General features: G+C 66.4%; 10 protein-coding genes. 5 read left to right on the top strand and 5 right to left on the bottom strand.

All coding sequences use genetic code 11. The features are described from left to right. Window positions 1-45: 45 nt before the first annotated feature. The 3 genes from AB6730_RS08445 (at window position 46) to AB6730_RS08435 (ending at window position 3,196) form a co-directional block, all read left to right on the top strand. Window positions 46-564, top strand: a complete 519-nt coding sequence (locus AB6730_RS08445) for an alpha/beta hydrolase (protein WP_371023207.1) — start codon at window positions 46-48, stop codon at window positions 562-564. Further along, window positions 561-2,705, top strand: coding sequence for a bifunctional 23S rRNA (guanine(2069)-N(7))-methyltransferase RlmK/23S rRNA (guanine(2445)-N(2))-methyltransferase RlmL (gene rlmKL / locus AB6730_RS08440; RefSeq protein WP_371023206.1), 2,145 nt, complete (start codon window positions 561-563; stop codon window positions 2,703-2,705). The genes AB6730_RS08445 and rlmKL overlap by 4 nt, the downstream gene beginning before the upstream one ends. A 77-nt stretch (window positions 2,706-2,782) precedes the next feature. Beyond that, window positions 2,783-3,196 carry a hypothetical protein gene (locus tag AB6730_RS08435; RefSeq protein WP_371023205.1) on the top strand — a complete coding sequence of 138 codons (414 nt, stop codon included), beginning with the start codon at window positions 2,783-2,785 and terminating at the stop codon, window positions 3,194-3,196. Window positions 3,197-4,281: 1,085 nt separating this feature from the next. Here the strand turns inward: AB6730_RS08435 and AB6730_RS08430 are convergent. Beyond that, on the bottom strand, window positions 4,282-4,722 hold the full coding sequence (locus AB6730_RS08430; protein ID WP_371023204.1) for a DUF6491 family protein: 441 nt from the start codon (window positions 4,720-4,722) through the stop codon (window positions 4,282-4,284). A gap of 182 nt (window positions 4,723-4,904) precedes the next feature. On the opposite strand from AB6730_RS08430, the gene egtB reads away from it, so the two are divergent. Beyond that, window positions 4,905-6,173: an ergothioneine biosynthesis protein EgtB gene (gene egtB, locus AB6730_RS08425; protein WP_371023203.1), complete on the top strand. Its 1,269-nt coding sequence runs from the start codon at window positions 4,905-4,907 to the stop codon at window positions 6,171-6,173. Continuing rightward, window positions 6,170-7,153, top strand: coding sequence for an L-histidine N(alpha)-methyltransferase (egtD, locus tag AB6730_RS08420; protein ID WP_371023202.1), 984 nt, complete (start codon window positions 6,170-6,172; stop codon window positions 7,151-7,153). Before egtB ends, egtD begins: the two co-directional genes overlap by 4 nt. A gap of 241 nt (window positions 7,154-7,394) precedes the next feature. Here egtD and mfd read toward each other — a convergent pair whose 3' ends face one another. From mfd to AB6730_RS08400, 4 genes are all read right to left on the bottom strand, one after another. Beyond that, a complete protein-coding gene (gene mfd / locus AB6730_RS08415) occupies window positions 7,395-10,844 on the bottom strand; it encodes a transcription-repair coupling factor (RefSeq protein WP_371023201.1) in 3,450 nt (1,149 codons plus the stop codon). Between the two features lie 76 nt (window positions 10,845-10,920). Next, window positions 10,921-11,829, bottom strand: coding sequence for a cation diffusion facilitator family transporter (locus tag AB6730_RS08410; protein ID WP_371023200.1), 909 nt, complete (start codon window positions 11,827-11,829; stop codon window positions 10,921-10,923). Window positions 11,830-11,865: 36 nt separating this feature from the next. Then, the gene (locus tag AB6730_RS08405) at window positions 11,866-12,372 is read right to left on the bottom strand and encodes a Slp family lipoprotein (protein WP_371023199.1); all 507 of its coding nucleotides are present in this window, start codon (window positions 12,370-12,372) and stop codon (window positions 11,866-11,868) included. Window positions 12,373-12,400: 28 nt separating this feature from the next. Next, window positions 12,401-13,303, bottom strand: coding sequence for a 23S rRNA (adenine(2030)-N(6))-methyltransferase RlmJ (locus AB6730_RS08400; RefSeq protein WP_371023198.1), 903 nt, complete (start codon window positions 13,301-13,303; stop codon window positions 12,401-12,403). Window positions 13,304-13,412 lie beyond the last annotated feature (109 nt).

Raw genomic sequence — 13,412 nt, 5'->3', positions numbered from 1 at the left:
GCCGCTTTGATAACATAGGCGGTCATTCCGCGTACGGAGACCGCCATGCGCGGCCACATCATCCTTTCCCACGGTTCCGATTCCGGTCCCGACGCCACCAAGGTCAGCGCGCTCGCCGCCCTGGCCGAAACGCTCGGCTGGACCACGGCGCGGCCCGACTACCGTGAGGACGACGTACTCGGCCATGCGGGGTCGGTCGATCCCCGCCTCGCCCGCCTGGCGGCTGCCATCGCCGCTTCGCCGCGGCCCCCGGTGCTGGTCGGTTCGAGCATGGGTGCCTTCGTTTCGGGCCTGGCCTCGCTGGACGCACCCATCGCCGGGCTGTTCCTGCTTGCCTTGCCCGCGCGCATCCCCGGATATCCCCGGGCGTTCGCCGCGCGGCCGGACGTGCCCTCGTTCCTCGTGCACGGCTATGCGGACGACGTATGCCCGCTCGACGAGGCACTCGCCTTCGCCCGCGGCCACGCCATGCCGGCGCTGCTGGTCCAGGACGACCACCGCCTTGGCGCGACGCTGCCGGACATCGAAGCCGAATTCCGTCGCTTCCTGGGCGGGTTGGCATGAGCGCCTTCTTCGCCACCTGTCCGAAAGGGCTGGAATACCTGCTGAAGGACGAGCTCATCGCCCTGGGCGCCGGTGACGTGCGCGAGGCGCTGGCCGGCGTGTCGTTCACCGGCACGATCGAGACGGCCTACCGTGCCTGCCTGTGGTCACGGATGGCCAGCCGGGTACTGCTGCCGCTGGCCGAATTCGACGCCGCCGATCCGGAGGCCCTCTACGCCGGCGTGCAGGCCATCGACTGGGCCGAGCACCTGGCCGCGCATGGAACCTTGGCGGTGGACGCCAACACCGCGCAGAGCAAGCTCACCCACAGCCAGTTCATCGCGCTGAAGACCAAGGACGCCATCGTCGACCAGTTCCGCGCCGCCAGTGGCGCGCGGCCCGACGTGGACCCGGAGGAACCGGACGTGCGGGTGAACGTGCGCCTGCGCCGCGACCGCGCGACGCTGTCGATCGACCTCTCCGGCCTGCCCTTGCACCGCCGCGGCTGGCGCGAGCAGCAGGGCGAGGCGCCGCTGAAGGAAAACCTGGCCTCGGCCATGCTGGTGCGGGGCCAATGGCCGCGCATCTACGCCGAAGGCGGGGCGCTGGTCGACCCGATGTGCGGCTCGGGCACGCTGCTGATCGAAGGCGCGCTGATGGCCGCCGACGTGGCGCCGGGCCTGCGCCGCGACTACTACGGCTTCCTCGGCTGGCGTAAGCACGACTACACCTTGTGGCGCGGCATCTACGACGAAGCCAAGGCACGCGCCGAAGAGGGCCTGCGGGCGCTGCGCCCGGTGTTTTTCGGCAGCGACTCCGATCCGCACATGGTACAGACCGCCAAGCGCAATGCGCAGAGCGCAGGCGTGGCCGGATTCATCCATCTCGACCGTCGCGACGCCGCCCATGTGGAGCCGCCCCCGGAAACGCCGCTGGGCCTGGTCATCACCAATCCGCCCTACGGTGAGCGCCTCGGCGATCGCGCCGAACTGCCCGGCCTTTACCGGGATCTCGGCCAGGCGTTGAAAGACCGCTTCGGCGGCTGGCGCGCCGCCGTGCTGTCCGGCGACGAGGAACTGGGCCGCGCGTTGCGCCTGAGTCCGGACAAGCGCTATGCGTTGTTCAACGGTGCGCTGGAGACGCCGCTGCTGACCTTCGCCCTGCGTGCCCGGGACGAGGCGCCGCGCGAGACGAAGCCTTTGTCCGAAGGCGCGCAGATGCTGAAGAACCGGCTGGAGAAGAACATCCGCCACCTGCGCAAGCGCCTGGCCCGCGAGGGCATCACCTGCTGGCGCGCCTACGACCAGGACCTTCCCGAATACGCCGCGGCCATCGACGTCTACGAGGACTGGCTGCACGTCCAGGAATACAAGGCGCCGCAGGATGTCCCGGTGGACGTCGCGCGCTTGCGCATGCGCGAGATCGTGCGCGTGGCGGGCGAGGTCCTGGGCATTCCCCGCGAACGGATCGCGGTGAAGACGCGCGAGCGCGGCAAGGGCGGTTCCAAGTACGGCCAGTTCGACCAGAAGGGCGAGTTCATCGAGGTCCACGAGGGTGGCCTGTCCTTCCTGATCAACCCGACCGACTACCTCGACACCGGCCTGTTCCTCGATCACCGGCTGGTCCGGGCGAAGATCCGCGAACTCGCGGCCGGCAAGCACTTCCTGAACCTGTTCGCCTATACGGGCACCGCCAGCGTCTACGCCGCCGCCGGCGACGCCCGCGACACCACCACGGTCGACCTTTCTGGCACCTACCTGGACTGGGCCTCGCGCAACCTGGCCCTGAACGGCTTCACCGGAAACCGCCACCGCCTGGTCCAGGAGGACTCGCTGACCTTCCTGCAGAGCCGTTCGATGCAGTACGGCCTTATCTACGTGGACCCGCCGACCTTTTCCAACTCGAAGAACGCCGACGACTTCGACGTCCAGCGCGATCACGTGAAGTTGCTGCTGCTCTGCGCCGAGCGCCTGCTGCCGGATGGTGTCATTGTTTTCTCGAACAATTACCGCCGTTTCCAGCTTGATCGGGCGGCCCTGGAACCCCATTTCTCCATCGAAGACTGGAGCGCACCGAGCATTCCGTTCGACTTCGCCCGGCGTCACGACATCCATGGCTGCTGGCTACTGCGGAAGCCCTTCGTGAATCCGTGGCAAACGTGAACGGCGGGTCGAAAAAACTTCAGTCCGGATTCAGTGCCGGAGCGCGAATCTGCGTCCAACACCCGGAGGTAACTGTCATGAAAGGTACGTTCGTCAAGTCGGCTCTCGCCATCGCCGCTGCGGGTCTGATGGCTTTCGCGCCGAGCGCGTTCGCCCGCGGGCACGGCTACTACGGCGGCGGCTACCATGGCGGTTACGGCTATCACGGTGGCTATGGTTACCATGGCGGCGGTTACTACGGCCGCGGCCATTACGACCACGCCGGCCGCTGGATCGCCGGTGCCATCGTGGCCGGTGCGGTCGTCGGCCTCGTCGCCAACGCCACGGCGCCGCGTACGGTCGTCTACGACGATCGTCCGGTGTACTACAGCCGCCCGGCCACGGTCGTCTACGAGGATGCGCCGGTCGTCACGCGCCGCGTGACCACCACGACGACTTACGTCGACGATGGCTACGGTGGCACGCGCTATGTCCGCGACGACGGTTATTGATCGAACCAGCGTTCTGGCATGAAGAAAAAAGCCCGGCCAATGGCTGGGCTTTTTTTTGGGTTCTTCGCACAGGTCCGGGGGTTCGCCTAATGTGGGCTCGGCTTCGCCCTCGCGTCGGGGTGGTGGGGCAGAGCCGTCGGCCGCCACCCTCGTCGCTCCGGTTGCACCGTCGCTCGGGAAGGGAAGCCGCTGCGCGGCCATGTCTGATGGCTGGCGCCCCGTCGCGCCCGTCACGCCGGGCGGGGTTTTCGATTCGCCCTCCGTGGCTCAGCGAAAACGGCCGGCCGTCCAGGCCGGCCCCCTACGGGCCTTTTCGCCCGGCGCTCCTCGGTTCCACAAGTCGCCACGAGGGTGGCGGCCGACGGCTCTTCCGGGCACTGAGGGGTCGTGCGACACAAGCAACGCGACCTTGGGGGCAAGCCGTTCCGTGTGAATCCTCCGCATCCGGGTGGGAAGCGGGCTGGCCCGCGATTCGCCGCCCTGTTTCAAGCGAACGAGGCTGTGCATCGCAACCGAGCGAGCGGTGACAAGCCTCGCCCGATCACGGCAAGGCTTCCTTCGCCAGCGAGAAGATCGAGGAATCGCGGGCCAGCCCGCTTCCCACCCGGGTGTGGCCACCAGCAATCGGCAAATGGCTGGTGACTAGCTGCACGTGGCGCGGCGAGCATTGCTCTTCCCACCAACCCACCCCAGTGTCGAGAGAGCTGCCGGGCGCCACCCTCGGTGCGACATGAGGAGCCGAGGACGGGCGGGCGGACAAGGCCCGAAGGGGATCGGCCTGGACGGCCGATCGTTTTCGCTGAGGCAGGAGCCGAATCGAAAACCCCCGCCCGACCGTCCGAGCCCGAAGGGGCGTCAGCCATCAGACATGGCCGCGCAGCGGCTTTCCTTTCCCAAGGGACGGCACCGCCTGTCGCGCCGAGGGTGGCGCCCGGCAGCTCCCCTCGCCGCACATAACGAATGCGAGGGCGAAGCCGAGCCCTCAGGATCACGAAGTACTGGCCCGCTGCCGCGGGATCGCCGCTGAAGCGGCTCCCACAAGGGTCGGCTCCCACCGGGGCGCGAAGAACTTCTTTGTTTGCCGCTTACGGCACCATGCCGTTCGGCTCCGCTCCCGAGCCGTGTCGCTTGGCCTTCTTCGCGAGCTTGTCGAACTCGGCCTTGTCGATCGTCTGTACGGACTGGATCTGGCAGGGCGGATCGTCACGGCGGACGATCTGCTCGTTGATGCCGCCACAGATGCGCATGGAACCGACCGCCTTGTCGCTCTCCGAGGCGCGGAAGTGGACGCCGCCGCCGAGATCGACGCGCGGGCAGGCCACGGTCGTCTTGACCAGGAAGTGGTTGGGTCCATTGCGCACGGTGATGGTGCGGTCGTCGATCACGTTCCATTCGTTGATGCGGTCGGTGCGCAGGCAGTCGGCGAACGGCAGTTCCTTGCGCGCCTGCGGAGGCGCACCGGAGCCCTCGGCGTGTACACCGACGGTGACGAGCAGGGAGGCGGCAAGCAGGTAGCGGACGTTCATGGCCATACCCTCGGGGTGGGACTTCCACGTTAAGCCCGAACGGGCGTGGAGGCGAGAGTTTAGGCGGGGTGGGTGCACCTGCCGTTAAGCCGCCGGCAGGGTCCGCTCACATTCGTTGAACGTTTGCTCGGGCATCGTTCGCGAATGTCAGTGGCGACCGTCCCTCGCACAGGACCCCATGCATGAGCACGCCCACGCTCGGCCTCGATATAGCTCCGCAGGCCGGCTCGGACCTCGCCCATCGCTTCCTCCGGATTCGACGGCGCAGCACGGAACTGGCGGCGCGGCTTTCGCCGGAAGACACCGTCATCCAGTCCATGCCCGATGCCAGCCCGGCCAAGTGGCACCTGGCCCATACGACCTGGTTCTTCGAGCACTTCGTGCTGGGCCGCGACGCGGATTACGTACCGCGCCATCCTGAATGGCATTACCTGTTCAACTCCTACTACCAGTCGGTGGGGCCGATGCATGCCCGGCCGCATCGAGGCATGCTGACCCGCCCGGGCCTCGACGAGGTACTCGCGTATCGGCGCCGGGTCGACGAGGCGGTCGCGGAACGCATCGTGCGTGGCGACGACGCCATGCTTCCCTCGCTGATCGAACTGGGTGTGCAGCACGAACAGCAGCATCAGGAATTGCTGCTTACCGACATCAAGCACGCGTTCGCACAGAACCCACTGGAGCCTGCGTATGCAGCGGAGGTCGCACATGCGGCTCCCGTCGTCGCGCCGCCGCTGCGCTATGTTCCCTTCGACGAAGGCGTGGTGAAGGTCGGCCATGAAGGGACCGGCTTCGCCTTCGACAACGAAGGACCACGGCATCGGACGTATCGGCAGGCCGGGGCGATCGCCAATCGTCCCGTGACCAATGCCGAGTACATGGCGTTCGTGCGAGACGGTGGATATCGCGATCCACTGCTCTGGCTTTCCGATGGCTGGGCCACGGTGCAAGCGGAACACTGGCTTCGTCCGCTGTATTGGGACGACGCACTCGAGACCGAATTCACCTTGCACGGCCGCCGTGAGATCGATCCGCATGCACCCGTGTGTCATCTGAGTTATTTCGAGGCCGACGCGTTCGCGCGCTGGGCCGGTGCCCGCCTGCCCACGGAAGTGGAGTGGGAAACGATGGCCGCGGAACTTCCCGTGCGGGGGAACCTTCAGGACGATGGTGTGTTCCAACCCCGTGCCGCATCGTTCGAGACGACGCTCGGACAGATGTACGGCGACGTTTGGGAATGGACGATGAGCCCATATGTCAGTTACCCGGGCTTCCGGCCGCTGGCTGGCGCACTGGGCGAATACAACGGGAAGTTCATGAATGGCCAATGGGTGTTACGAGGCGGTTCCTGCGCCACTCCCGCCGACCATATTCGTGCGACGTACCGGAATTTCTTTCCTCCCCATGCCCGTTGGCAGTTCGCGGGGATACGACTTGGAAACGATCGATGAGCGCTCAACCGAAAGACATCCGCGTCGATGACCGTCACCCGGATGTCGAGGACACCCTCGATACCGTTCGCCGCGGCCTCGCCGCGAAACCGAAAAGACTTCCCTCGCGCCTGTTCTACGACGAGCGCGGCTCCGCGTTGTTCGAAGCCATCTGCCAGCAGCCCGAGTACTACCTCACCCGTACCGAGATCGCGATCATGCGCGAGCATGCGGGTGACATCGCCGATACCCTCGGCCCCGACGTGCGCCTGGTGGAGTACGGCAGCGGCAGCGGCATCAAGACGCGCATGTTGCTCGAACACCTGCAGACGCCGGTGGCTTACGTGCCGGTGGAGATATCGCGCACCGCCTTGATGGAAAGCGTGGCGGAGTTGGCGACGCGGTTCCCGGCCGTGCCGATGCAGCCGGTCTGCGCCGACTTCACCCAGCCGCTGCGTCTTCCGGTCGCCGCGCGCTCGCCCCGCCGCACGGTCATCTACTTCCCGGGTTCCACGATCGGCAATTTCGAAACCAAGGACGCCGTGCGCATCCTGCGCCAGATGCGCACGGAGATGAGCGAAGGTGGCGGCATCATCGTCGGTGTGGATCTCAAGAAGGATTCCGCCGAGATCGAGGCCGCGTACAACGATGCCGCGGGAGTGACGCGCGACTTCACCTTGAACATGCTGGTGCGCCTGAATCGCGAGATCGGTACCGACTTCGACATCGACGGCTTCCGTCATCGCGCACGCTACAACGTGCTGGCGGGGCGCATCGAGACCGACCTGGTGAGTACGAAGCGACAGGACGTGCACGTCGGCCACGACGTCTTCGCCTTCCGCGAGGACGAGGCGATGCATGTGGAATACAGCTGCAAGTATTCGCTGGACGACTTCGCCCAGATGGCGAACAAGGCGGGATTGTCGGTGGAGAAGGTGTGGATGGATGAGGCGAGGCGCTTCAGCGTGCAGTACCTGGTGAGGGCTACGCCGGGGGCTTGAGGCCTGCCTGTGGCTTGAGGCCAGCACCCATCGCCGACAAGTCGGCTCCCACAACATCCTGAATCGCCATCGGGTCGGCTCCCACAACATCTTGAATCGCCGATAGGGTCGGCCCGCACCGGGCTAGCAGCGATACCTCAACCCTGTGGGAGCCGACTTTGTCGGCGATGCTTTAAGCCTGGTGGGAGCCGACCCTGTCGGCGATTCGGGCCAGCCACAGCGATTCAGTCCGGCCGCGGCTTCAGCCCGGCCGCGGTGCCCCCAACGCCACCAGTACATCCTGCGCCGTGCGAATGCGCTCCGCCGACCCGGGAAGCTCCAGGATGACGCGCAGCTTGTCCTGGCCGTCCATCTTGAACACCCTCGGCTGCTGCTGGATCAGCTTGATGAGGGCCATCGGATCGATGTCCGGCTTTTCGCGGAAGGTGACGCGGCCACCGTTGGCGCCGAAGTCGAGCTTGCGGATACCCAGCGGCGTCGCCATCAGCTTCAGTTGGGCCACCGCGAACAGGCACTTCGTCTGGTCGGGCAGCAGGCCGAAGCGATCGATCATCTCCACCTGCAACTCGCGCAGGCCATCTTCGTTCCGCGCGCTGGCGATGCGCTTGTACAGCGTCAGGCGCGTGTGCACATCGGGCAGGTAATCTTCGGGGATCAGCGCGGGCAGGTGCAGTTCCACTTCGGTCTCGTGCTCGGAAGTGAGGTCGAAGTCGGGCACCTTGCCGGACTTCAACGCACGCACCGCGCGATCGAGCAATTCCGTGTAGAGGCCGAAGCCGATTTCCTGGATCTGCCCCGACTGCTCCTCACCGAGCATTTCGCCGGCGCCACGGATTTCCAGGTCGTGCGTGGCGAGGGTGAACCCTGCGCCGAGTTCTTCCAGCGATGCCAGGGCTTCCAGGCGCTTCTCGGCGTCCGCCGTCATCGAGCGGCGGTCGGGCACGATGAGGTAGGCATAGGCGCGGTGGTGCGAGCGTCCTACCCGGCCACGCAGCTGGTGCAGCTGGGCGAGGCCGAAACGGTCGGCACGGTTCACGACGATCGTATTCGCCGTGGGAATGTCGATGCCCGATTCGATGATGGTGGTGGACACCAGCACATTGAACCGCTGGCGATGGAAATCGGCCATCACCTGTTCCAGTTCGCGCTCGGGCATCTGCCCGTGCGCGACGCGGATGCGTGCTTCGGGAACGAGTTCGGCCAGTTCACGTGCCGTGCGCTCGATCGACTCCACTTCGTTATGCAGGAAATACACCTGGCCGCCACGGGCCAGCTCGCGCTGGATCGCCTCGCGGATGAGCGCCGGTTGATACGTGGAGATCAACGTGCGCACGGCGGTGCGATGCGCGGGCGGCGTGGCGATGATGGAAAGATCGCGCAAGCCGCTCATCGCCATGTTCAAGGTGCGCGGGATCGGCGTGGCGGTGAGGGTGAGCAGGTCGACCTCGGCGCGCAGCTTCTTCAGCTGTTCCTTCTGGCGCACGCCGAAACGCTGCTCTTCGTCGACGATGACGAGCCCGAGGTTCTTGAAACGGATGTCGGACTGGAGCAGCTTGTGGGTGCCGACCATCACGTCCACCTGGCCGTCCGCCAGCCGTTCGAGGGCGAGGTCCACTTCCTTCTTCGACTTGAAGCGTGAAAGCACGTCCACCCGCACGGGCCAGTCGGCGAAGCGGTCGGCGAAGTTGCGGTAATGCTGCTGGGCGAGCAGGGTGGTCGGCACCAGCACGGCCACCTGTTTGCCGGCGGTCGCGGCGGCGAACGCGGCACGCAGCGCCACCTCCGTCTTGCCGAAGCCGACATCGCCGCAGACGACGCGGTCCATGGCACGCGGTGCGGCGAGATCGGTGATGACGGCATCGATCGCCGCTTGCTGGTCCGCCGTTTCCTCGAAGGGGAAGGTCGCCGCGAATTCCTCGATCATCTGCCGGTCGACCGACAGGGACTCGCCCTGGCGAGCCTCGCGCTGTGCGTAGATCGCCAGCAGCTCCGCCGCGACGTCGCGCACCTTCTCGGCGGCACGCTTGCGCGCCCGTTCCCAGGCGTCGCCGCCGAGCGAATGCAGTGGCGCCAGTTCCGGCGCGGTGCCCGTGTAACGGCTTACCAGGCCCAGCTGGGCCACGGGAACGTAGAGCTTGTCGCCCTTGGCGTACTCGATGGTGAGAAATTCGCCGGGCATGTCGCCGACATCGAGCGATACGAGGCCCTGGTAGCGGCCCACACCGTGATCGATGTGCACGATGGGCGAGCCGATGGACAGTTCGGTGAGATCCTTGATGATGCTTTCGGGATCGCGTGCCGCCCCGGCGCGTCGCTTGCGGTCCGTGCGGACGCGCTCGCCGAACAACTCGCGCTCGGTGAGCACCGTGAGCGCCGGCTTGGCCAGCGCGAAACCCTGTTCGAGCGAGGCGGCGGTGATCGCCAGCGATTCGCCGCGCGCGAGGAAGTCCTTCCAGCCGTCCACGTTCACCGGCTTCAAGCCCGCGCCGGCCAGCTGCTCGATCAGTGCCTCGCGGCGACCCGCCGAATCGGCGGCGATGAGGACGCGGCCGGGGTAGCTGGCGAGGAAGTGGCGCAACGCCGTGCCCGGTTCCTCGCCCTTGCGGTTCAACGGTACGTCGGGGGCGGGCAGCGTGCCCAGGTCCACGGCGTGCTCGTGATCCTTCGAGACCACGTCCACGCGAACCTGCTTGTTCAAGCGCTCACGCAGATGCTCCGGCGGCAGGTAGATCTCGTTCGGCGGCAGTACCGGGCGCTCGATGTCGTGCGCACGCTGGTCGTAACGCTCGGTGGTCTGCGTCCAGAACTGCTCGGACGATTCCAGCGCGCCTTCGCCCAGCACGAACATCGCGTCGCCGGCGATGTAGTCGAACAGGGTCTCGGTGGCCGGGTAGAACAGGGGCAGGTAATACTCGATGCCGCCGGGCGTGACGCCTTCCTTCATGTCCTGGTACAGCGGGCAGCGTCGGATGTCGATCGGAAAGCGCTCGCGCAGGTTGCTGCGGAAGTTCTTCGCGGCGTCCTCGGTCAGCGGGAATTCGCGCGCGGGCAGCAGGTCCACGCCCTCCACCTGATGCTGGGAGCGCTGGGTCTCGGTGTCGAAGGTGCGGATCGATTCCACTTCGTCGTCGAACAGCTCCACGCGATAGGGCTCGCTCGCGCCCATGGCGTAGATGTCGATCAGCGCCCCGCGCACCGCGAAATCGCCCGGTTCGCTCACCTGCGGCACGTTTCGGTAGCCCGCGGCTTCGAGCCGGCGCTGCTCGGCGATGAGATCGAGTTTCTGTCCCTTGCGCAGTACCAGGCCGGAGCCTGTGATGTGCGTGCGCGGCGCGATCCGCTGCATCAGCGTGGCGACGGGCACCACGAGCACGCCACGCCGCGTGCTGGGCAGCCGGTACAGCGTGGCGATACGCTGCGACACCACTTCCGGATGCGGGCTGAAGACGTCGTAGGGCAGGGTCTCCCAATCCGGAAAGTGCAACACCGGCAACTCGCCGGCGAAGACGGCCAGTTCGCTTTCGAGGTTGTCGGCGCTGCGGGCGTCGCGTGCCACCACGACCAGCAGGCCGTCATGGGCGCGTGCCGCCTCAGCGATCTCGAGCGCCCAGGACGAACCGTGGGGGACGGCCCAGTAACGGCGGGTCTTGGCGTTGACGGGGAGCGGGGGGCGAGGAAGCGCTACGGGCATGGAGTCGGGCAGGAGCCTTGCGGACAAGCCGTCGATTGTACTACCTGCCCGTGAAGGCTCCTTGTGCGTCCTGGACTCAGTCGGCGTAGTCGGGCTCGAAGAAGCTCCAGCGCACGTCCTTGAACTCGGCCTTGAAGTCGGCTTCGACGATGTTGATCGCCTCGATCATGGCCCGGGCGGTCGGCGCGGCGGCCATTTTCGCCTTGATCGCCACCATGACGTCGGTGCCCATCTGCAAGGTGAGCACGTTATAGACGGTATCGATCTCGGGGCGGGCCTCGAGGAAGGCGACCATCGCGGCACGCTGTTTCGGCTCCACGCCCTGGCCGATCAGCAAGGCCTTCACCTCGATGGCGACCGCCACGGCGACCACGATCAACAGGACGCCGATGGCGATCGTGCCGAGCGCGTCGAAGAACAGGTTGCCCGTGACCATGGTGAGCACGACCGCGAGCAGGGCCAGGCAGAGGCCGATCAGCGCGGCCAGGTCTTCGCCGAAGATCACCAGCAATTCGCTGGCGCGGGTCTCGCGGAACCATTGCCAGATCGTGCGGCCATCACGGGCCTTGTTCACTTCCTGCATGCAGCCATGCATGGAAACGCCTTCCGTGACGATGGAGAACGCCAGCACGCCGACGGCCAGCCAGGCCCATTTCAGGGGCTCCGGATGGGTCAGCTTATGCACGCCCTCGTAGATCGAGAACATGCCGCCCACGCTGAAGAGCAGGATCGCCACGAGGAACGACCAGAAATACAGGGCGCGGCCCCAGCCTAGCGGGTAGTCCGGCGAGGGCGGCCGCTTCGCCTGGCGCATGCCCAGGAGCAGCAGGCCCTGGTTGCCGCAGTCGGCGAGCGAATGCACGGCCTCGGCGAGCATCGCGCCCGAGCCGGTGAAGATCGCCGCGACCAGCTTGGCGATGAAGATGGCGAAATTGGCTCCGAGCGCGAGGAAGATCGCGCGCTTCGAATCGGCGTGTCCCGACATGTGATTCCCTGTCCCGCGATGGTTAACCGCAAGATCTTACCGTATGACGCCGACGCCCACGCCAAAGCTCACGTTGGGATGGCCGCCGGACATTTCCTTGGCCGTCCACACGTGCGACTGGTTCACCGAGACGAGCGGAAACGTGTATTGCGCCTGGCCGACATTGCCGGTGCGGGTGCCGTTGAGGCGGCCCGCGATGGTCACCAGCGATCCGGCGGGATAGTCGAGGCTTTCGACATAGCCGGGCATGGCCGCGATGAAACGGCCGTTGCCGGTGTCGTTGGCTTTCGGGCGCTGCGAACCGTCGAGCGGGTAGGCGAGCACTTCGATTTCGCTGTGGTCGGTGAAGTTGCGCACGTTGACGATGCGGCCGCCCCAGATCACGTCGGCGCTGCCGTAGCGCTCCGGCTCGCGGGCGACCTGGGCAGGTGGCACGGCGACGTTGCTCGCGGTTGGCTTGTAGATCGGCGCGGGCGCGCAGCCGGTGAGGGCGAGGGTCAGCAAGGCGGCAGGGACGGCAAGACGGACGATGGTCGGGCGCATGGGTCGACTCCTGGCGTGTGCGACGACTTTACCGCCTTCGGACTGAATGAGGCGACTGCGGACCGTGGGCGGGCGCTTCATCCTTGCCCTCCTCGACCAGCCAGGTCAGCCGGTATTCGGATTCGCCCGGGGTACCGAGCAACTTGGGCAGCACGCGCAACGAGTCGCGTAGCACTTCATCGAGCTTCCACGGCGCGTTCACGATGGCCACGCCGGTGCCGTTGAGGCGCAACGGGGAATCGTCAGGGCGCAGCAGCACCTCGGCGACCAGAACGCGCTTCGCCCCGCTCTTGCCGAGCCAGCGGTGGAAGGGCTGAACCTGGCTGCGCAGCTTGATCGGGTACCAGATGGCATAGATGCCACCAGGCCATTTCTCCATCGCCGCCTTGAGCGATTTCTCGATGACCCGGAACTCCATTTCCTGCGATTCGAACGGTGGGTCGATGAGGACGAGGCCGCGCTTTTCCTTCGGCGGCACGAAGGCTTTCATGGCTTCGTAGCCATCGCGCTGGTGCACGTGCACGCGCGGGTCATGGTGGAAAAGCTGGCGCAGTTGGTCCGATTCGCCAACCTGCAATTCGCAGAGCTGGGCGGAGTCGCCTTCGCGCATCAGGTGCGCGGCGATCCAGGGCGAACCCGGGTAATAGCGCATCGATTCGTCGCCGGCGTTGCAGGCGCGCACCACGTCCAGCCACTTCCACAGCAGCGGCGGCAGGCCGCTGGCGGTCTTCAGGATGCCGAAGCCTTCGTCGGATTCGGCGGTTTTACGGGCCTCGGCGCCGCGCAGGTCGTAGCGGCCGCGGCCGGCGTGGGTGTCGATGTAGCAGAAGGGGGAGCTTTTCTGCTTCAGCGAGTCGATCAAGGCCACGAGCACCATGTGCTTGAGGACATCGGCAAAATTGCCGGCGTGGAAGGCGTGGCGGTAGTTCATCCCGGGGAGTATAGCGGTCGGTGTCCAGGCCCGCTGCCGCGGGATCGCCGACAAGTCGGCTCCCACCAGAGCGGGGCATGGTGGGAGCCGACTTGTCGGCGATGGGGTG

Origin of the sequence: Luteibacter sp. RCC_6_2 (assembly GCF_041360655.1) — a bacterium.
Lineage (GTDB): Bacteria > Pseudomonadota > Gammaproteobacteria > Xanthomonadales > Rhodanobacteraceae > Luteibacter.
Note: the sequence above shows the minus strand (reverse complement) of the source record. Positions and strands in the feature narration are given on the sequence as shown.